This window comes from Erysipelothrix larvae, assembly GCF_001545095.1.
Taxonomy (GTDB): domain Bacteria; phylum Bacillota_I; class Bacilli_A; order Erysipelotrichales; family Erysipelotrichaceae; genus Erysipelothrix; species Erysipelothrix larvae.
Genome location: NZ_CP013213.1, coordinates 1390792 through 1411695, shown reverse-complemented (window position 1 = coordinate 1411695; position 20904 = coordinate 1390792). Strand labels below are relative to the sequence as shown.

At 35.1% G+C, this 20904-nt stretch carries 16 protein-coding genes; 11 read left to right on the top strand and 5 right to left on the bottom strand.

Annotated features, from left to right (window positions below):
* Window positions 1-929 precede the first annotated feature (929 nt).
* Genes AOC36_RS06560 through AOC36_RS06540 form a run of 5 tightly spaced genes read left to right on the top strand, consistent with a single transcriptional unit; the run spans window position 930 to window position 6091 of the window.
* Entirely contained in the window at window positions 930-2048 is a 1119-nt protein-coding gene (locus AOC36_RS06560) for an NAD(P)-dependent alcohol dehydrogenase (protein ID WP_067632642.1), read from the top strand.
* Window positions 2049-2078: 30 nt separating this feature from the next.
* The gene (locus tag AOC36_RS06555; RefSeq protein WP_067632640.1) at window positions 2079-3392 is read left to right on the top strand and encodes an aldehyde dehydrogenase family protein; all 1314 of its coding nucleotides are present in this window, start codon (window positions 2079-2081) and stop codon (window positions 3390-3392) included.
* Between the two features lie 25 nt (window positions 3393-3417).
* A complete protein-coding gene (locus AOC36_RS06550) occupies window positions 3418-4323 on the top strand; it encodes a phosphate acyltransferase (protein WP_067632638.1) in 906 nt (301 codons plus the stop codon).
* On the top strand, window positions 4320-5372 hold the full coding sequence (gene buk / locus AOC36_RS06545; RefSeq protein ID WP_067632636.1) for a butyrate kinase: 1053 nt from the start codon (window positions 4320-4322) through the stop codon (window positions 5370-5372). Before AOC36_RS06550 ends, buk begins: the two co-directional genes overlap by 4 nt.
* 17 nt (window positions 5373-5389) lie before the next feature.
* On the top strand, window positions 5390-6091 hold the full coding sequence (locus AOC36_RS06540) for a DUF554 domain-containing protein (protein WP_067632634.1): 702 nt from the start codon (window positions 5390-5392) through the stop codon (window positions 6089-6091).
* Here the strand turns inward: AOC36_RS06540 and AOC36_RS06535 are convergent.
* The gene (locus AOC36_RS06535) at window positions 6044-6871 is read right to left on the bottom strand and encodes a helix-turn-helix domain-containing protein (protein ID WP_067632632.1); all 828 of its coding nucleotides are present in this window, start codon (window positions 6869-6871) and stop codon (window positions 6044-6046) included. The genes AOC36_RS06540 and AOC36_RS06535 overlap by 48 nt on opposite strands.
* Before the next feature lie 848 nt (window positions 6872-7719).
* Between AOC36_RS06535 and AOC36_RS06530 the strand changes: the two genes are divergently transcribed.
* The 5 genes from AOC36_RS06530 (at window position 7720) to AOC36_RS06510 (ending at window position 15130) form a co-directional block, all read left to right on the top strand.
* Complete coding sequence (locus AOC36_RS06530; RefSeq protein WP_067632631.1) at window positions 7720-8298, top strand: restriction endonuclease subunit S; 579 nt, start codon at window positions 7720-7722, stop codon at window positions 8296-8298.
* A complete protein-coding gene (locus AOC36_RS06525; RefSeq protein ID WP_198401157.1) occupies window positions 8291-11362 on the top strand; it encodes a type I restriction endonuclease subunit R in 3072 nt (1023 codons plus the stop codon). The genes AOC36_RS06530 and AOC36_RS06525 overlap by 8 nt, the downstream gene beginning before the upstream one ends.
* Before the next feature lie 222 nt (window positions 11363-11584).
* Window positions 11585-12778 (top strand): restriction endonuclease subunit S, encoded by a 1194-nt coding sequence (locus tag AOC36_RS11950; RefSeq protein ID WP_078055102.1) that lies wholly within the window; start codon window positions 11585-11587, stop codon window positions 12776-12778.
* 21 nt (window positions 12779-12799) lie between these two features.
* Window positions 12800-14422 carry a type I restriction-modification system subunit M gene (locus tag AOC36_RS06515; protein WP_067632629.1) on the top strand — a complete coding sequence of 541 codons (1623 nt, stop codon included), beginning with the start codon at window positions 12800-12802 and terminating at the stop codon, window positions 14420-14422.
* Window positions 14423-14452: 30 nt separating this feature from the next.
* A complete protein-coding gene (locus AOC36_RS06510; RefSeq protein WP_067632626.1) occupies window positions 14453-15130 on the top strand; it encodes a CBS domain-containing protein in 678 nt (225 codons plus the stop codon).
* Window positions 15131-16025: 895 nt separating this feature from the next.
* Here the strand turns inward: AOC36_RS06510 and AOC36_RS12665 are convergent.
* Both AOC36_RS12665 and AOC36_RS06500 read right to left on the bottom strand, forming a co-directional pair.
* Entirely contained in the window at window positions 16026-16268 is a 243-nt protein-coding gene (locus tag AOC36_RS12665; protein WP_417935081.1) for a transposase, read from the bottom strand.
* Window positions 16269-16815: 547 nt separating this feature from the next.
* Window positions 16816-17052, bottom strand: coding sequence for an IS110 family transposase (locus tag AOC36_RS06500; protein ID WP_067632622.1), 237 nt, complete (start codon window positions 17050-17052; stop codon window positions 16816-16818).
* A gap of 348 nt (window positions 17053-17400) precedes the next feature.
* Between AOC36_RS06500 and AOC36_RS06495 the strand changes: the two genes are divergently transcribed.
* Window positions 17401-18588: a hypothetical protein gene (locus tag AOC36_RS06495; RefSeq protein ID WP_067632619.1), complete on the top strand. Its 1188-nt coding sequence runs from the start codon at window positions 17401-17403 to the stop codon at window positions 18586-18588.
* A 118-nt stretch (window positions 18589-18706) separates the two neighbouring features.
* On the opposite strand, the gene AOC36_RS06490 is transcribed toward AOC36_RS06495, so the two are convergent.
* Together AOC36_RS06490 and AOC36_RS06485 are read right to left on the bottom strand one after the other, a co-directional pair.
* Window positions 18707-19366 carry an ATP-binding protein gene (locus tag AOC36_RS06490; RefSeq protein WP_067632617.1) on the bottom strand — a complete coding sequence of 220 codons (660 nt, stop codon included), beginning with the start codon at window positions 19364-19366 and terminating at the stop codon, window positions 18707-18709.
* A gap of 11 nt (window positions 19367-19377) precedes the next feature.
* On the bottom strand, window positions 19378-20535 hold the full coding sequence (locus tag AOC36_RS06485) for a Mu transposase domain-containing protein (protein ID WP_067632615.1): 1158 nt from the start codon (window positions 20533-20535) through the stop codon (window positions 19378-19380).
* Window positions 20536-20904: the final 369 nt, after the last annotated feature.

The window sequence follows — 20904 nt, the reverse complement described above, 5'->3', positions numbered from 1 at the left end:
TTTCATATCACACTGTCGTTTTCTTGTGTGTTATAAATTAATGAGGACGTGAATAAAAATATACGATAATGGTTCTAGTATTAACGATCAAAATGATGTGTTTAACAAGTCTTTGAAACACCTAATAAGGAGTGAGGAATGATGGATTATGAAGGATCGGAAGCGTTATGTGAAAAACAGGTAAAGAGAAATGAAGTGTCTTAAGACTTTTTTATGATTATCCTAAAATCAAAGGAACTTAATTCCAATAACAAACATATATTATATGTTGATTTTATATCAGTGCATTGTTAGATTGAGAAGAGTCTTTGAATATGGAAGTAGGGTGTGGTCACTCATGGATCATGTTTTAGGGCATTTTTTATTCATATATGTCCTGGATCAACCCCAAGGATGATAAAATAAACTGAAATTAGCATTTATAATCGTTATCAATTTCTGATGAAACAAGGGTCAATATCAAACCCTTTATATTCAAAAAACATGTGCGCATACATTGTTTAATAAGTCATGTAATCACATGTTAAGCCTGAAGTTTATTGGGCACTACGACACCATTAAACTATTTAGTTGATACCTTCATGAACAAAGGACTTGATCAAGGTATCTTAATATCCATTGAATAGTAGGAAGCCTTGAGTTAAACGCGGTTAGTCATCACACATGACTGAAACTAAACACGAATGCAAGTATAAAAGCGTGAGTGTTTTTTTATGTCTAGGTGACAAATCAAGAAGAAATATACATGATTTTCGAGCATTTGAAATATACAAAGATTCAATTTGTGATGGGCTATGACATCCATTTTGTCTCTTTTTTTGTGGTTTAAATGCACTAAACATTATTACTAGAGCTAATTTGAGTTCCGTTTTTTACTATCACGCTAAAGGGGCTTGCCGATATACTTAAAGTAAAGGAGGATGCTCAAGATGAAAATAAAAGCAGCCGTTGTTTTAGAAAAGGGAATGGACTATACGATTATGGATGTGAACCTTCAAGAACCTAAAGAAAGTGATGTTCTTGTTAAGGTTGTAGCAGCAGGAATTTGTCGATCTGATTATGGTGAGCGCAATGGGAACTCAATCAGTTTTCCAAATGTTTTAGGGCACGAAGGATCAGGAATTGTTGAACGTGTTGGGCCTTCTGTTAAAAGTGTCAAACCTGGAGATCATGTTATCTTATCCTATGGTTATTGTGAAAAGTGTGAAGGATGTAGTACAGGACATCCATCCTCATGTGATCACTGGATGGGGATAAATAACTCAGGAACCAATGGACGACAAGAGTATGTTCTTACTACACAAGATGATAAACCCATCAATAATTTCTTCAATCAATCATCTTTCGCAACCTATAGTTTAGTCGATGAATCAAACATTGTGAAAGTCGATAAAGATATTGACCTTCGGCTATTGGGACCCCTTGGTTGTGGGTTGGGTACTGGAAGTGGTGCTGTGTTAAGTGTGTTAAAACCGAAAGCAGGCGAGTCAATTGCCGTCTTTGGAACTGGAGCAGTAGGATTTGCGTCACTTATGGCCGCAAAGATTGCAGGGTGTTCAAAGATTATTGCTGTGGACATAAACGATGAACGTCTACTCAAAGCGAAAGAATTAGGTGCAACCTGCACGATAAACAGTAAAGATCCAAATGTGGATGTCGAAGGCTTAATTCGTGAACACACAAATGGAAGTGGTGTGAACTATACCGTTGATACAACAGGGTATCTTCCAATCATGAAAGTAGCGGTTAATGTACTGAAAGCAAGTGGAACCTTTGCACCCCTTGCAGTTACAAAAAACACCTTTGAAATGAATACATTCTTTGATCTTGTATTTGGCAATAAGAAACTTGTGGGATGCCTAATTGGCGATACTATTCCAAAGTTCCACCTCAATAACTTAATTGATTTCTACAAACAAGGGAAATTCCCATTTGATCAATTCATAAAGTTTTATGACTTTGAAGACATATCACAAGCAGAAAAAGACTCTGTTGAGGGTCGTGTTGTGAAATCTGTAGTGGTAATGGATAAAACGTATCAACCATAATAAACCATAAGTGAAAGGAGAACACACAATATGTTTATTGATGACCTCGTTATGAAAGCACGTCGCGCGATGCAAAAAATTGAAAATTACACACAAGAACAAGTTGATGAAATGTTAAAAGCAATGTCTGATATTATTATTGAACATAAAGAATCGTTAGCAATTATGGCAGTAGAAGAAACAGGGCTGGGACGTGTTGATCATAAAATTGGAAAGAATTTCAACATGGCTACAAACATTTATGCTCACCTTAAAGGCAAAAAATCAGTGGGTGTTATTCGAGAACTAAAAGAACAAGGATTAGTTGAGATTGCACAACCCGTCGGAGTCATTGGATCGGTAACACCAACCACCAATCCAGTAATCACCCCAATGGGAAACAGTCTGATGGCACTGAAGGGTCGTAATGCAATCATTGTTTCACCACATCCGCGCTCTTTAAAAACAAGTACCAAGACGATTAATTTATTAAGACAAGCATTAAAAGGGGTTAATGCACCCCAAGACTTGGTTCAAATCATTGACACACCATCTGTTGAAAACTCACAAAAGCTCATGAAAACGGTCGACTTAGTCATCGCAACCGGTGGACCTGGCATGGTTCTTGCAGCATATTCCAGCAGCACACCGGCTTATGGTGTTGGACCGGGTAATGTACAACTTATAATGGATGATGACTTTGACTGTGATGACGCTGCGAATCTGGCAGTGATTGGGCGTGGCTTTGATAATGGTATTGTGTGTGCATGTACACAGGCAATCATTTACCCCAAGGCTAAAGAAACAGCTTTGTTTGAAGCCTTTACAAAACATCATGCACATGTGGTTGAAGATGACAAGACCGTTGAAACCTATCGTCAACTGCTTTTCCCACAAGGAAAAACAAATCCATCCCTGATTGGCGTGAATTCAGATATTATTTCCAATCAAGCAGGTGAACCTATTTCGAATCAAACAGAAATTATTGTTTTGAAATCCAATGCCTATGGTGCCAATGAATTACTTGCGAAAGAAAAGATGTTCCCGGTATTACTTGCAGTGCCTTATGAAACCTTTGATGAAGCGATTGAAATCGCTAAAGCAAATCTATGTGTTGAAGGAAAAGGACACTCAGTAGGGATTCTCACACACAACCCTGATCACGCAGTTGAAGTGGGATTAAAACTTCCTGTATGTCGTGTGGTGGTTAATCAACCAACCATTGATGCAGGTGGAAGTCCTGCAAATGGTCTGAACCCAACTGTATCGTTGGGATGTGGGACATGGGGCAATAACATTATTTCTGAGAACTTAACATATAAACACTTACTCAATATAACACGCGTTTCAACGCCGATTGAGTAATTTAGAAAGGAAGCATATAAAAATCATGCTTACAACATTAAAACAGTTGGAAACACGGTTGGAAAATGCCAAGAAGCGCAATGTTGCAGTTGTGTGCGCGGATGAACAAAGCATCAGCGCAGTCTTAAATCCAGCACTTAAGCCATACATACATCCAGTATTCTTTGGCAATGAAGCACAGATTAAAGATATTCTCACAAAGCAATATGATATACAAGAAGCCTATGACATCGTGCCTTCAAGTGATGATTGTGATAGTGCACAAAAAGCAGTTGCATCCATAAAAAATGGACAATGTGATGTGTTGATGAAAGGCTATCTTCAAACCCGTGATTTCCTTAAAGCAATCATCGATAAAGAACAGGGCATTGTCGGGGATCGATTATTGACCCATATTGCCCTCAATGAAATCCCCACCTATCATAAGGTATTACTGACAACTGATGGGGGGATGGTCGTACACCCTGATTTTAAAATGAAACAAGAAATTGCCCTGAATGTACTTGAAGTCGCCCATCGTCTTGGAATTGAAAAACCAAACATCGCGATATTAAGTGCCGCAGAGCATGTTAATCAAAAGCATAAGGACTCAATTGAAGCACGTCAACTTCAAGAATTCCTGATGACAGACTATACCTTTGCCTGTAATGCAGCTGGACCAATTTCCCTAGATATTGCGCTGAGTTTAGACAGTGCAAAGAAAAAACATTATGAGCATCCAGTTGCGGGTAATGCCGATATTCTCATTGGCTCAGACATCGATATGATGAATGTCTTAGGGAAAAGTATCACTACACTTGCACAAGGATCCATGGCAGGAATTGTATGGGGTGCAAATGTTCCGATTGTCATGACATCACGTGGATCATCATCCCAAGAAAAACTGTATTCCTTAATGCTTGCACTTGCAATTTGTGAGGATGTGCTATGAACATAATCGTCATTAATCCAGGGGCAACCTCGACAAAATTAGCGTATTGGCAAAACGATAAACCGCTTCACACAACGACCATTCAATATACTAATGATGAAGTATGTCAATTTGAAACAATCGCGCAACAATTGGATATGCGATTTCAAGACATAAAACACACCCTTGAATCGTGGGCGATTGACCTTAAGGGTGTGGATGGAATTGCAGCACGGGGTGGGCTATTAAAACCTCTTAAATCAGGAGGATATGAAATCAATGAAACGATGTTGGACGATTTAAAAAATCGTCCTCGCAATCATCACGCTGCAAACCTTGGTGCACCCATGGCGTGGCTTCTTCAAAAAGAAACACACCATGCAAAGGCCTATATCTATGATCCAGTAACAGTTGATGAATTAGAACCCATCAGCCGTATATCAGGACTTTGTGGTATTGAACGTGAAAGTTTAGGACACATGCTTAATACCCGAGCGATAGCGAAACGTGTCGCACAGGATTTAAACCAAGACTTCAACAATTCTACCTATATTGTGGCACATCTTGGGGGTGGTAACACTACCGCTATCTTTGTAAATGGACGCTTAGTTGATTTGCTATCAGATGATGAGGGACCATTCTCAACAGAGCGAACCGGAGCACTTCCTGTAAAGAAAGTGATTCAATGGTGTCAAAATCATTCGTATGAAACGATGATGCGTCTTTATCGCCAACAGGGTGGACTGTATTCATATTTGAAGACGAATGACCTGCGTGAAGTTCAACGTCGTATTGATGAACAAGACAAAGAAGCTCGTCTGATTTTTGAAGCCATGGCTTATCAAATAGCGAAAGGAATTGGACAACTTGCTGTTGTGAATTATGGACAAGTGGACAGAATTGTTTTGACTGGCGGTGTTGCTTATTCAAAACAAATGGTATCACTTATCACAAAACGCGTTGAATTTCTTGCAGAGGTTACAGTTTACCCTGGAGAAATGGAAATGGAAGCATTATACCAAGGGGTTAATCGTATATTAAAAGGCGAAAAAGCACATGAATATATATAATATGAAAGGGGATAAAGATGCCAGTAGGACCACTTATTAACGCAACCGCAACCTTTATTGGTGGATTGGTTGGTGCAAGTTTAGGAAGATTCATTCCTGATATCTTAAAACGAAAACTCCCGTTAACCTTTGGACTTGTGGCATTTAGTTTAGGAATTAAGATGGTTATTGGCATGCATAATAAGACCGGTGTCGTTTTAGCGTTACTCATCGGTGTTATTATCGGTGAAATGCTTCAAATCGAGCGAATCATTAAAAACATCGCTACAAAAGCAAAAAAACCACTTGCACGCATATCAAAAGCAAACTCAAGTGACACAGATGATACGATGAATGAATTAATCACCGTAATTGTCTTATTTTGCGCAAGTGCCTTTGGCATTATTGGCGCGATGAGTGAGAGTATGAGTGGTGATCCTTCAATGTTGGTTCTAAAGTCAATATTAGACGGAGTCACGGCCGCAATCTTTGGCGCAAGTTTGGGAATCATGGTCGCATTTATTGCGATACCACAACTGATTGTCTTGTTATTGATGTTTACAATTGGACGCTTTATCTTGCCACTAACCACGCCCTTACTCATTCAAGATTTTGAGGCATTGGGAGGCATAATTTTAATCGCAACAGGGTTTAACTTGTTACAGATTCGATCGTTTTCAGTATCAAATATGTTACCTGGACTCGTTCTTGTTATGCCGTTGTGTGCGCTTTTGGGATAGAAACAACTGAACATCTGAAGGGGAACGGTTTGCATGTTCCTTAAAGAATTTATTTAAATGGGGATGATCGAAGAATGCAGCATCAAGTGATGTCTCGGTGATCCCTTTTTTATCGTCGATAAGTCCTGATAAGACATTTTGAAAGCGAATGGATTGAATGGTTCGTTTTGGACTGATACCAACCTTCTCACTAAATACTTTTCGAATATATCGGCTACTTATTTCAAGTTCTTGAGCGATGGTATCGATAAATACAGTTTCTTGATTTTCAATGGATCGTGTCACAACATAATCAATAAGAGGATCCACCATCAAATCCAGATGTGAGGCCGTATATGTTTGAAAATACGTAATTTTATCTTGGAAACTTAATGCGTACAGATTATCATAGTTAAATTCATCAAATGCATGCGTGAATTTGGTGAGTCGGGTCACTTTATTTTGATATGTTTTAATAGGATCTATTGTATCGGGTAATATATAATTTGGCGGTATTTTAACCGTGAAGTATGTGTAACCTTTCTGGTAATACACTGTTTTTTGTTTGGGTGTTTTTCCAAAATATATAGCGGTACATCTATGTGGTCCAATCTCAAAGCAAATCGTAGAGAAACCATCCGGAAGGATATCAATAATCACATCCTGTTCATGGTTTGAAAACTCTTCATAATATACCTTCATATTCTCTTGATTATGGTTCCAACAAGACTTAGATAGGTAAAAGTAATGCATCGATGTCACAAGATAGGGTTGCATTGAGAATATGTCGTTTAAAGCCATATGAATTCCCCCTTATATGTTTAGTATAACTTAAGTTATTTAAGAAAATAAGGACAAGAAAATAATTAAATTGTGAAATATTTAATGACAAGAATCATGAAAATTCGTTAAATATCACTGTTTTAATTGATAATCTATGGATTGAATTTTTTAAATTGTATCCGAAAGATGGTAGAGAGTATTTTGCAACATTCTCAATATCTAGTTGATGTTAGTTTAACTTATAACGATAGTCAAAATCTAAAGTTCAATATTTACCGCCGTGAAAATTTCAATATCTACACTTAGATTGAAACATTCTTCTTTAATCTTGCAATTCTTCTATATATCTTTTTCTGTTTGATTTTATAGATAGAGTTTGTGCAATCTTTTGTGATGTTTGGCTAGATATGTTTAATCCAACAATTCTTTTTCAATAAGCACTCCTTGGTTCAGTTTCTAGTTCATTTTTTAAGATATCACTTTTATTTACTTTCTACTAAAGTGTAGATCATCCAAATTTCAATTACATATCTACAGGGATATTGTGCATTCTTAATGGTATATGAGAACTCATGCATACTTCTACAGAAAAGAGCGCCTTATGGAGAAATAGATGTACCTATTCACATTTAGAGGCCAACTAAATTGTATTAAAATCGAAACAAAAATGCGTCATATATGGCTAAATACTTAATTTTAGTACTTGCGTTTTCTGAGAACAAGATCTTATAGGATTAATGACGGCAAATAACGATATTATTAAATATGCGATTATTACAAAAAGTGTTGACAAAATAACTTCGGGACGATATTATTGTAATATCGAAGTATAACAAATAATCGTTTCGCATAGAAGGAGGACGAAGATGATAGAAAATAGAAGGGTGGATGAATATGTTAAATTAACACCAGGAATCAATCAGTCAAGGCGTGAAAAATATGGTTTGAATGAATGCGATGAGTTTTACGATCAAAGCTCTTTTGAATCAGACTTTGAAAATATGACCAAGTCATTATTTAATAATAATGAACAGATCTATGACCCCGCAATATTTGTTAATGAAGGTGATATATTAATTAGCAACTCTATGCAACTTGCCACAGTCGTCTCATCAAACAATGCTGGAAAGGTATTATCACTCAACTTTATAAAAGTGGAATTCGACGATACTTTGCTTGATAAAGGATATTTTATATATATATTTAATGCTTTCAAAGGGTTCCAACGACAAAAAGAGCGGGAATCACAGGGTAGTGGTTCAGTATTAAGGCTAACCCTTACCTCAATTAGCAGGATGATTATTCCTTACCCACCTTTTGATAAGCAAAGGCGAATTGGTGAAAGCTACTTGGAAATGCTTAATATTCAAAAACATTTAAGAAAGTATACAACGCTAATTGAACAATTAACGTTAACAATAATGGAGGACAATCTAAATGATTAACAAAGGGATTAAGAATCAATCAGAGGTTCAATTTGAAAATGAAGTCATTGAGTATTTAACTCAAATTGGCGGTGTAAAGCAATGGGAATATATGCCTTCTATCAAATCAACTGAGCATCTATGGCTTAACTTTAAACACATTCTCGAACAAAACAATCAAGGTCGAATCAATGGTTCCTTATCTGAATCAGAATTCAATCAAGTCAAAAAAATAATTAACGCTATTGATACTCCGTATAAAGCGGGACAATTCTTATATGGAGTGAACGGTGTTTCAGAAATAGAAGTTGATCTAGACGATGGAAGACATGTATTTTTAACTGTTTTTGATCAAGCTCAAGTGGGCGGAGGCTCAACAGTATATCAGGTAGTAAACCAAATCGAAAGAAAACGAATTGTGGATGGAAAAATGAATCGACGTTTTGATGTTACTATGCTGATAAATGGTTTGCCAATAATTCAAATTGAACTCAAGAAAGCGCTTCATTCGGCTACAGAATCCCTAAATCAAATGAAACAATATATTGCTGAAAGACAATTTAGTGATATCTTCTCGACGGTCCAGATTTTGGTTGCGATGACTCCACACGATATCAGATACATGGCAAATACAACACTTGATGGATTTAATCGTGCGTTTGCGTTTAATTGGCAAACAGAAGAAGACGCTAAGCCAGTCCGTTCATGGAGGGAATTCTCAGATAACGTATTGTCCATTCCGATGGCACATGATCTTGCTACACGCTATATGGTGCTAGACGGAACCAAAAATAAAGAGGGGATTAAAGTGATGCGCCCCTATCAAGTTTATGCAACGAGACAAGTTATTGAGAAAGTGAAAGGATTTAACTTTAGCTACGATGAAGGACAATTGGGGTATATATGGCATACGACAGGAAGCGGTAAAACTATAACAAGTTTTAAAACTGCATGGCTTGCAAGCAAAATGCCAAATGTTGATAAGGTTGTATTCCTTGTTGACCGGATTGCACTTACAAACCAAACAGTAGACGCATATCAAGCATATGATCCAATCGCAGGATTTGAAGGTAAAAGTGGTGTGGTAGCGGATACAGCCAATGTATCAGACCTCCACAATAAACTCACAAAAAAGAGCGACAAGAACATCATTGTAACAAGTATTCAAAAAATGTCACGCTACGTCATGCGGGAACACTTTAAGCCACTAAACAAACGCATTCTGTTTATTGTTGATGAGGCACATCGATCAACAGGTGATGGATCAGATAATGAAGGAATGCTAAAGAATATTCGAAGTAAAATACCTAATGCTGCATGGGTAGGATATACAGGGACGCCACGTTTCCCGGAAACAAGAGAAATATTTGGTGATCTTCTTCACGCATATACAATTAAAGAAGCCATTGCAGATCGAAACGTTCTTGGTTTCAATGTTGAATTCAAAGAAACAATTGAAGCCCCGCTCAATCCATCTGCTGATGACATTGATGACACGATAAAAGGAAGCGTTTATGATATTAGTCCTGACCATGTAGACTTGGTGGTCAAAGATATCTTTGACAATTGGAGAAAGCGCTCTAATGATCGGAAGTACAATGCATTATTAACGGTTCACGTGGGTGGTAATCGTCCAAGTACTCCCCGTGCAATGGAATATTTTGATCGAATCGTGGAAGAGAACAAAATACGTCCTGAGAGCGAACGATTGAAGATAGGTATAAGTTTCTCAGTGGATACATCAAACAGTGTTCATCAACTCAAGACAAACACTAACTTACATCGAGCAATAAACTATTATAATAATACTTTTGGAACCGTATTTGATATGACAAGTGTCAAAGCCTACACAGAGGACTTATCCAGACGTCTCAATAAGACATCTGATGACGGTAAGTATCTAGACCTCGCAATTGTAATTGATCAATTGTTGACAGGCTTTGACGCTCCTGAACTCAATACACTATACATTGACCGAACTCTTAAAGGGAGAAATTTGATACAGGCATACTCACGAACAAATCGAGTTCATAATTCAATTGACAAACCATGGGGTAATGTTGTGAATTATCGATGGCCAGTACAAAACGAATACGAAATGAATAAAGCATTTGCAGTATATTCAAATAGAGCCTCAGCTGACGAACAACAATCACTGAGTGAACTAAAATCAAAGAATACAGAAGACAATATTATTTCTAGGCCTTTTAGTGAAGTACAGTCTGAACTTAAGGCAGTGGTGAATAAACTTGCTGAACTTACGAATGATTTTAATAAGCTTCCTCCAAGTGAAAGAGCACAAGATGAAGTATTTGACGCACTCAATGATTATAATCGCTTATTAAGTCAACTTAAGCAGTACTCCGAAGATGACAATAAAGTACCAGTATCTGCATACGACAATCCTGAAGAATTCTACAATAGAATCGGAATTACAGAGGATCAAGAAGTTATACTCACAACAGTATTGGCTAATGAGCTTGTCGAAAGAAGGTCAAAACGTGAGGATATTGATATTTCACAAATAAATCTATCAATGGTACATATTCATGACGTCACAATCAATTATGATTATTTAATAGAGCTAATCGCTAAGATGGCAGATGAAGTAAATGCAAACGATATGTCACAAGCAGCAGAAACACAAAAAGAAATACTTATCGAAATTGCTAAATCAGATAATGACAGTGTCAAATCAAAGTTCAAGCAATTCGTATCAAAGATATTCTCAAAAGAATTTGTGTTTGATAAGTATCCAGCTCCCAGAAGCGTAGATAAAATGGAAAAAGAAATCGATCGCATGTATCGAGATGGAAATATCCTTCTAATCACGAATTTTATCCGACAATGGGGATTGGATAATAGTGTCAAACCTAAAGAGCTTGACAACTTAATAAAAAAACACAGATTTGGGCAAGAAGATATGAATAAACAAGGAGAACTTACAGCAATCATGAATGATGCAAAAGATGTCTATTCATCAATTGCAGAAGCAGACGTTGCATCATTATCATGGGTAAAATATCGCATTGAACTACGAAAAGCATTTTATGAAATGGCAGATGAAATCAAGAAGAACGAGTAACTTATGTTACATATTGTATATTAAGTAAATTATACGCTCAAATCAAACTGTGTAGATGGTATAATTAAAATGTATAGACGATTAATTAACTTAGTTTATCTAGTCAATGAGTTATATATTTATATTCTGTATAGCATTTGGAATTGAATCGAAATAATGAGCAAATATTTCAATTCCTTATTAACTGGTTAATTATTTTAATTTGAAAGGTATGGTGATATCATGGAAAGTTTTGAAAGTAATAATAAAATTCCAAAAGTAAGATTTAAAGGATTTACTGATGATTGGGAACAGGGTAAGTTGGAAGAATTAGCATCATTTACTAAAGGGAATGGTTACTCAAAGGCAGACCTAGTTGATGAAGGATTTCCTATTATTCTTTATGGGCGTTTGTACACGAAGTATGAAACTGTCATTGATACAGTAGATACTTTCATTGCAGATAATAATAACTCAACATTAAGTTTAGGAAACGAGGTAATTGTTCCAGCTTCAGGAGAGTCAGCGGAAGATATAGCAAGAGCTTCATACGTACTAAAGAAGGGGATTACTTTAGGTGGTGATCTAAATGTAATTAGACCAAATTCAATATTAAATCCTATTTTCTTAGCATTAAGTATTTCTAATGGTAGTCAAAAAAAAGAAATGATGAGGCGCGCACAAGGGAAATCAGTTGTACATTTGCACAACTCAGATTTAAAGGAAATTCAGTTAATGTATCCTGGCATAATAGAACAAACCCAAATCGGAAAATTCTTTCACTCTCTCGATTACCTCATCACCCTTCATCAGCGTGAGTTATCAGCAGTTTCTAATTTTAAGAAAACTATGCTTTCGAAAATGTTCCCAAAAGAAGGAATGAAGCAACCTGAAGTTCGATTTGATGGATTTACTGATGATTGGGAACAGTGTAAGCTAAGTGATTTGGCTGAAGTATCAATTGGTGAGTTTGTGATTAAGAGTAAGCAAAACCCAGATAGTCCATATCCGGTATATAACGGTGGTATATCATACACTGGATTCTACGAAGATTACAACAATGAATCAGATAAAATAGTCATTAGCGCTCGTGGAGCTAACGCAGGTTATGTAAATCTTGTTAGAAAAAGATATTGGGCTGGAAATAGTTGTTATTCTGTTGAAATTATGAAGAAATGTGAGATTGATTTAGATTACCTATATCAATTTACTAAACATAAACAGCACTTGTTCACAGATTACCAACAATCAGCAAACATCCCATCAGTTTCTAAAAAAGATGTTGAAGTGTTTAATATCTCTACTACTAGTTTTGCCGAGCAACAACAAATCGGAAGCTTTTTCAAACAACTCGATGACCTTATCACCCTTCATCAGCGTGAGTTAGAACAACTTCAAATAGTGAAAAAAACATTACTTAAATTAATGTTTGTATAAATATAAAGGAGAAAATTGAAAATGAGTAATAATACTACTTCGGTAACAGCTAAATTATGGTCTATGGCAAATAAACTAAGAGGTACCATGGATGCAAGTGAATATAAGAATTATATCTTGCCTTTTATGTTTTATCGATACTTGTCTGAAAATCAGGATAATTATCTGAAACAGAATGCTCTTGAAGATTATTATAGTGTAACAGATGTTGAAGAATTAGAGGATTATCTTGTAGAGGTTAGTAAAGGAATCGGATATGTCATTGAACCTCAATACATTTGGGAGCAAATTGTGTCTAGAATTGATAACCACAAAATCAAAGCAAGTGATTTCCAAGATATGTTTGAATCATTCAGTAAGAATGCAAAGCGAAATGAAATTGCTGAAATTGATTTTGCTAATGTTTTTTCTGATGTGAATCTGGGCGATTCTCGTCTTGGGACTAGCACGAATGAGCGAGCAAAGGCATTAAATGATATCGTTCTTATGATTAATGAGTTTAATTTTAAGGATAGTTCAGGCAAAGACATTCTAGGTGATGTTTACGAATACTTAATTGGACAATTCGCTGCTAATGCAGGGAAAAAAGGTGGGGAGTTTTATACACCTCATGAAGTAAGTCAAGTTTTAGCAAAACTAGTTACCTTGAATGCTACAGAGGATCACGGACAATTTCGCGTTTATGACCCTACTATGGGTTCTGGCTCATTACTGCTAACAGTTCAAAAAGAACTTCCTTATGGTGAACGAGTTGGAAGCGTGGAGTTTTACGGGCAAGAAATCAACACCACAACTTATAACTTAGCACGGATGAACTTAATGATGCATGGTGTTCAATATATGAATATGAAACTCAGAAGGGCTGACACCCTTTCAGAAGATTGGCCATTTGATAAAAATAATGGGATTCAGCTTCCGCTTACATTTGATGCAGTTGTCGCAAATCCACCTTATTCTCAGCAGTGGGATATAAAAGGTACAGATAGAGAAAAAGATGCTCGATTTAAAGAGTTTGGAGTTGCACCAGGTTCAAAGGCGGATTATGCTTTTGTACTACATGGACTCTATCACTTAAGTAGTAAAGGAACGATGGCAATTGTCTTGCCTCATGGTGTATTATTCAGAGGAGCTTCTGAAGGAAGAATACGACAAAATATTATCAGCAATAATCTTCTGGATGCTGTTATTGGTTTACCAGCGAACCTGTTCTATGGAACTAGTATTCCTACATGTGTATTAGTGTTTAAAGGAAGAGGGGCACGGAAAACCACTGATGTTATGTTCATCGATGCATCAAATGAGTTTGAAAAAGGTAAGAATCAAAACAAATTATCATTAGCCAACATTAATAAAATAGTCCAAGCCTATAGTAATAGAGTGGACATTGACAAGTACGCTCACGTTGCTACGTTGGAAGAAATTCAAAGCAATGATTATAATTTAAATATTCCACGATATGTCGATACATTTGAAGAAGAAGAAGTAATCCCGTTGTCGCAAGTTGCTCAAGAGTTAGTTCAAGCAAGAAAAAAGGTTCAAGAGTCATCAATGAATCTATTTAGTATACTACAAGAATTGGAAGGAACCACTGACGAAGCAAAAGAAGAGCTAAACAAGTTAATGAATTTGTTAAGTATTGAATAATTGAAGTTGTCGCGAATAGGAGAGTTTATTATGCAGAACAATACTAATAGGAATGATCAATTTATTATAGGATTTAAAATTCTTGAAGATTATATTAATTCTTTATCGTATAACCATGATAAAAGTCTGAAGGAAAAAATCAATGAAAGTAACGATTTATTTATAAAGAGAAATACTGTAACTTTAAATAAATTAAGGGAGATCAGAAATGCTTTATCACATGGAACGTCTAGTCAATATTTTGAAGTAAGTAAAGAAGCAATTGAAATATTAGAAAATACATTACATATGATACCGGTTGATGTGACAGCATCAAGCATTATGAGCAAACAAATCATTAAGTTTGATATTACTGATGAGATAACAAAACCACTTAGATGTATTAAAGATAAAGGGATAAGTCAGTTTCCTATTTATCGGGATGATGAATTAGTGGGTTTACTAACTGATAACGGAATTAGTAACTGGCTGGCTAATTCTATTGATACAGATATCATTTCAATTCAAGAAACAAGGATAAATGACGTGATAAATAACGATGAAAATAGAAACCACTTTAGATTTGTTAGCAAGCATCAAAATTTTAGCGAAATACATCGTATGTTTAAAGAAATATTAAACTTAAAGGTTTTATTAGTAACAGAGTCCGGATCACAAAATCAGTCGTTGCTTGGAATCATTACGTCTTGGGATATATCAATTTTCTAGATGAATACTAATAGTTTATCGATAATGCAGTAAAAAGTGTTAGAATGTGTAATCGCTAATTGTTTGGATTCAAAAATAAAATAAATCCCAAACGGAATTTTCCAACAGAATTTACTAGATAAACCTTAAAGAAATAAAGGAAAATACTGTCTAGTATTGTAAGAGATTATTGAAGTAGTATTAGCAAGGATAAATGGGAAGTAGGAATGATTTTAATATGTTTTGTTCAAATCTGAGGATCAATAATGAATCTGTATCATCCATCCAGCAAAAAGTTTAAACTGATCGCACAAAGGCTTAATTTGAATTATCTTAATTCTACATCGGACACAATGAACAGATTATATGTTGGTTTTTGTGGACGGGAACAGAGATTCACAAAAGTGATATTGATGTGTTGATATTACTTCCATACGAGACTTATTCTAAGTTTAATAACTACTCAGGAAATGGACAATCTGCATTACTATAAGGGGTAAAACAGTTTTACAGAAAACATATAGCATATCTCATACAAAAGCAGATGGACATGTTATTGGAATCACTTTAATTGATGAAATTCAATTTGAAGTATTACTAGCTTTTATTAATCATGATAATAGTTATGATTATGAAGACATTAATTTGGGAGTTAGTTGGAAAACAAAGTTCCGAAAAAAATGATGCAATTAACTCTTTGACCAATGCGACAAACAAGAACTTAAAGCGTCTTTGTTGAATTACCCTTAGATGGAAAAACAATTGTTAAATTTCAATTAGTGTATGGTAGTTGATACTTATGTTTTCAGATTTTTATCAAATTGAGAGTACAATGCTAAATCAACTTTGTCCGATTATTGAAGCATCAAACATGACTTTTTCTCACGACAATTTATAGAGTACACTAAAAAGTTTATTAGCCACATGATCCAAAGTATTGCGAGAGACTTTCTATGTTCTCACTTCGTTTATAATATGGATTAAAGGCAGATTCAAACTGGCTTACAATAAAAACTGCATTATACAACGCATAGTGAAGATGCTGACTTCCCAGTTCGGATATGCGGCTATTGACCGCTTGATTAGTTTCAGAATGGTAAATGGATGGACCACACCCTACATAAGCTAAGAACTTTGATGCACTGGAGAAACGAGAGATATCCCCTATATCTGATAGAATGGTTAATCACTTTACTGTTACAATGTCTGGGATTGATAAGATAGAAGTTTGTGTTTGAGAGTTCAGGACTTCTATCTTTTTGTTACTTCATCCAACTGTTCCTTGTGAAGTTCAAGTTAATCAATGGATTGTTTGATTTCAAACTTTAGTGACAGTTCATGGATGCCGACTGAAGATGAAGCAGTTTGTATAAGAGACTCCGTTTTCTCTTTCTTAAGTCGGTCACTAGAATCCTGGTGAAGCAGGTTCGTGATCTTTTTCAGGTGAAGTTCAGAGACTTCCTTAGCAGTACAAGCCTGTTGAAAAAAGCTCTTTAGAAGCATTGCTGAAGCATCCGAAAAGAAGTCAATGAATTCAGGTTAGCCAATATCAAAATGACCTCGAACGATAATTTTAAGCTAAGACTGGTTGTGTTTCTGGCGTGTATAGTAGCTGGTCAGATATTTCAGTTCCCGCATGTTTGATAAACATAGAGTTGAAAGAAGTAACCATCACTCACAACAAGATGGTCAGGGAATTGACTTAATCAGGCTTGGTTTTTCGAATTTCCGTTTTTACGGTATGCATCCGTGGTCAAAGGATTGATGAGACCAACAGTATAGTCTTTGCCGACTACGTAACGGATTAGATTGTCACCATAGTGACCAGCTGATTCAAAATCGATGAAATAGTGTTGGATTTTGAAGGGTTTGATGATAACACTTAGTAGGTTGAATCCTTCTCGATTATTCTTGAATTGTGCAGTGTGGAAGTACTTCGCCATAAGAACTCATGAATGAGACGATATGATTACACTAAGGGATATCAATACCAATGAGAATCATAAGAACTACCAACTTTCTGAATGGTTTATGAAATGATTGTTCCAAAAGCAGTCACGTTAGTTACCTAGCTTGCTATAAAGATTCAAAAAATCCATCCTGCTCATTACCATTTGACGTTAAAGATGTGGTTGCAGCGTTTCGTAAGAAGTCATGTCTTAAGGCGATAACTAAATTTACATTTCACATTGTAATCGTGTCTAATTCAGAAAAAAAGTTAATAGAAAGGGATGTGATGATGGGTAAGATTATGAACAACATTATCATACTAGGAAAAATAAGTAATTGTGATGATTGATGATTATGATAAATCCAATTTTAATGGAGATACAATAAGGGAAGATGGGCCAGAAGAGTTGAATATTGAAATATTTTTTGAATTTTTTAAAGAATTATTATCCAATCCAGAGATTATTTATTCAAATACTTTATCTCTTTATTCATGTCTCTTAGATTGTTTAGGTTTAATAACAATTTTGAATTTTTTCAATACAAATGTCAGTAGAAAGAATATAAATGATATTAGGAAATCGAATAATTTGATAATTGAACTATTTTCAATAATTCTTAGTGAATTTAACAAACTAATTTTGCAACCTGGAATAGTGAAAAAAGGAGATTTTTATGGATTAAGTTCAACATACATTTCAATGCTTACCAGATTAAGGAATAATTTGCATCAATTCAGATTCAGCGACTTCAATAAAAAGTTGACAATGATTGATACAGGAATGGGTAGATCCCGAGATATAAAGAATCCTTACATAGATATATGTTTGCACTTTGAAATAATTGACAAGTGTAGATACATGATTGGTACAAACCAATTTGAATATGTACACGAGGAGATTAAAAATGATACTTTCGTAAAATCTATGACTTTACAATTACGATTAATTCAAAATATCTGTTTTGCAAAAACTGATATCTTCAATATAAGGAAAGCTCCTGAGAAACCAAACTATAAGTGGATTCCTTATTCTTATTCGGATATTATAAAATCAAACAAGGATTTGGGAGAGAGAGAAATTGATAGATTAATCATTGCACTCGATGTTACATCTTCAATTTATGAATTCTTTACCTACTTAGTTGATATAGGAGAATACATCAAAGAAGTGCCATATCTAGTATATTTTTATCGAAAAATGATTTCTATCCATCTAGATGAAACTATTGATAACATCCAGGGATTTATCTCTAAGAGTCAGAATAATGAAATGAAGAAAATATTCATTAGTTTAATTTCTGATGTAAAAGAAGAGGACATTCAACAAATAAAAATATTAAGGAATAATTTACACTATCAACATCAGGAACGATTTATTGTTGGAGACATTGATACATCTTATCGTAATCTAAAGCATTTACTCTATATTAATGAATCAATAATGAGAAGAATTGGAGATTGTGTAAATTGTAATCCAACTAAATGGAAAGAGATTGGATATAGATTTTTAAGGTGGGTGCAATCATAATACCAGTGATGAGCAGTATTATTGTTGAAAATAGTGTTGTTTAATTTATTAAGTCTGCTGTATTTGTCAACTGAATAATGGTCCAAATCTCAATTGAAAACTGGTCCACTACCGTTTGTCATTCTTTGCTCTTTAGCCAAGCAATTGTTTCTTCAACACGATAACTCTCTCCACTCATATTTAATAGATGTGATTTATAGGTTAATCGGTCGACTAGAGCAGTTGTTAGAATGGGATCTTTGAATATTTCTTCCCATCTATCGAACATTAAATTTGTTGTAATAATCATAGAACCTACTGCTATTCTATTTGAAATTAGATTGAATAGAATTTCACTTCCTTCTTTATCAAATGACACATAGCCGAGTTCATCAAGAATTACTAGATCAAATTTTTCAAACTTCTTTTTGTATTGCGTAATTTGATTTTTTGACATAGCTTCTTTTAACTCTATAATTAGATTAGGAACGCTGATAAATAGCACTTTTTTATTTTCTATAAAGTTCAATGTTTCCAGTTCTTTAAACTTTCGTTTTAATTCTGAATTAAATTTTACAGTCGTAAAATCCTCCAATGTCTTGTTTTGAGGAAATCGAGCAGCACGAATGCGTTGTTTTATTCCGTTGTCACGACGATTGTTTCGTTCGCAATAAAGCAGTTCGTTAAGAAATTCTTGAAAATCCAATCCTTTGTGTTTCGCTTCCTGTATTGCTGCTTCATAGTGTGTTTTTATGAATGAAAGTTTTAATTCTTTTGACAATTGTTCAACTGTTTCCATTAATTTTTCTCCTAGTGCATTAATTGGCTTATTTTCTTAAGTTGTTTACGTGATTGTTCTTGTATGCTGTCATCATACTCAACGGTGTCAATTGCATTTGAAACCAACCGATACTTTAAAGCATCTTTGAGCGTTTTATACGTTTCATTCCTGTTTTCTTGAAGAATTTCTATGAACTCTTTAGTTCTTGTTTTATAATGATTATGGTAGATGTTATAAAGCTCAGGATGTTGTTTTAGGACAAGTGAATTCTTTACAGATCCCGGCTTAGTCATCATTGTATTCAGATAGTGGTCCAACACAAGCTGATATTGATGGTGACCATCTATCTTTTTATGTTCGTACACAAATGTGTGATTTGAATAGATGCGTATCGAATTTACGGTGTTTTTGACCGTAACTCTTTTGTGTTGGAGATAGTCTGGGACTGAATAAAAATTATTTTCAACGTGTATACAACCATACTTGTCAACACTATATACTTCGATATCAGCGAATTCATAAGGAATTCTGTAAGGTTGAAGTTCTTTCTTTTCATCTTCGATTGAACTCTTTATATTGATTTCATCAAGAGTCTGTTCAAGATGAACACATGCCTCTTCAAATGTTTCAAACTTATAGTCCTTTGCGAATACACGATTTCGAATTACCTTAACACTGTTTTCTACACTTCCTTTTTCATGACCACTTCGTATATTAGTCAGGTTAATTTCAAAATTATAATAGAGTGCCAGTTTGAGGCAATCATCATTAATTTCTTTTTCATAAGGCGTTATAAAGCGCTTCACGACGTTTCTCATATTGTCATATACAACTTCACCCCAAGAGCCTTTAGAATGCTCAAAGAAGCGAACATGTGCATCTATGAATACTTGTTTGCGTTGGTTTGGATATAAATATGCATACCGATATCCACTTGCTGGTGATGAGAAAACAGCGAGATAATATGTTCTTGGTTCACCATTAATTAAAAGCTTTACTTCTCCAAAGTCAAACTCTAACCGCTCACCATATCGATAATCTTGTCGAATAAATGTTTCTCGTGAAGCTTGAATTTCTTGCGTTAACTTGCGCTTACCTCGTTTGCTTGCATCATAGTGACGGTCCCCAACAATTTGATCAATGACTTCTACTTTTCTTTCGTCTGATAAACCATGATTATCAATCAATTGTATTTGACATTTATTATATTCCTGAAGATACCGTGCGACCGTCTTTCGGTCTATACCCAATTCAAGGGCAATCTTTCTGTTAGATCATCCTTTCTTTTTTAATGTGATAATTGAATATTTGCTCATTTGTGATATCACCTCTTTCACCTCCAAAAGCATTATCACACACTTCTGAAGTTATAAAAATAGTGGACCAGTTTTCAATTGAGAATTGGACCACTTTTAGATTATCAAATACAAAAAAAATGTTTCATGGAGATATTGATGGACTTATTCACATCTAGAGGTCACCTCAACTGTATTAAAATCGACACAAAATGCCTCATATATGGCTAATCACTTATTTTCGTTACCAACACTGTCTGA

Bases quoted from the DNA above. Each gene is read 5' to 3' on its own strand.
- AOC36_RS06560 (WP_067632642.1), top strand. From the start codon at position 930: ATGAAAATAAAAGCAGCCGTTGTTTTAGAAAAGGGAATGGACTATACG.
- AOC36_RS06555 (WP_067632640.1), top strand. From the start codon at position 2,079: ATGTTTATTGATGACCTCGTTATGAAAGCACGTCGCGCGATGCAAAAA.
- AOC36_RS06550 (WP_067632638.1), top strand. From the start codon at position 3,418: ATGCTTACAACATTAAAACAGTTGGAAACACGGTTGGAAAATGCCAAG.
- buk (WP_067632636.1), top strand. From the start codon at position 4,320: ATGAACATAATCGTCATTAATCCAGGGGCAACCTCGACAAAATTAGCG.
- AOC36_RS06540 (WP_067632634.1), top strand. From the start codon at position 5,390: ATGCCAGTAGGACCACTTATTAACGCAACCGCAACCTTTATTGGTGGA.
- AOC36_RS06535 (WP_067632632.1), bottom strand. From the start codon at position 6,871: ATGGCTTTAAACGACATATTCTCAATGCAACCCTATCTTGTGACATCG.
- AOC36_RS06530 (WP_067632631.1), top strand. From the start codon at position 7,720: ATGATAGAAAATAGAAGGGTGGATGAATATGTTAAATTAACACCAGGA.
- AOC36_RS06525 (WP_198401157.1), top strand. From the start codon at position 8,291: ATGATTAACAAAGGGATTAAGAATCAATCAGAGGTTCAATTTGAAAAT.
- AOC36_RS11950 (WP_078055102.1), top strand. From the start codon at position 11,585: ATGGAAAGTTTTGAAAGTAATAATAAAATTCCAAAAGTAAGATTTAAA.
- AOC36_RS06515 (WP_067632629.1), top strand. From the start codon at position 12,800: ATGAGTAATAATACTACTTCGGTAACAGCTAAATTATGGTCTATGGCA.
- AOC36_RS06510 (WP_067632626.1), top strand. From the start codon at position 14,453: ATGCAGAACAATACTAATAGGAATGATCAATTTATTATAGGATTTAAA.
- AOC36_RS06500 (WP_067632622.1), bottom strand. From the start codon at position 17,052: ATGGCGAAGTACTTCCACACTGCACAATTCAAGAATAATCGAGAAGGA.
- AOC36_RS06495 (WP_067632619.1), top strand. From the start codon at position 17,401: ATGATTGATGATTATGATAAATCCAATTTTAATGGAGATACAATAAGG.
- AOC36_RS06490 (WP_067632617.1), bottom strand. From the start codon at position 19,366: ATGGAAACAGTTGAACAATTGTCAAAAGAATTAAAACTTTCATTCATA.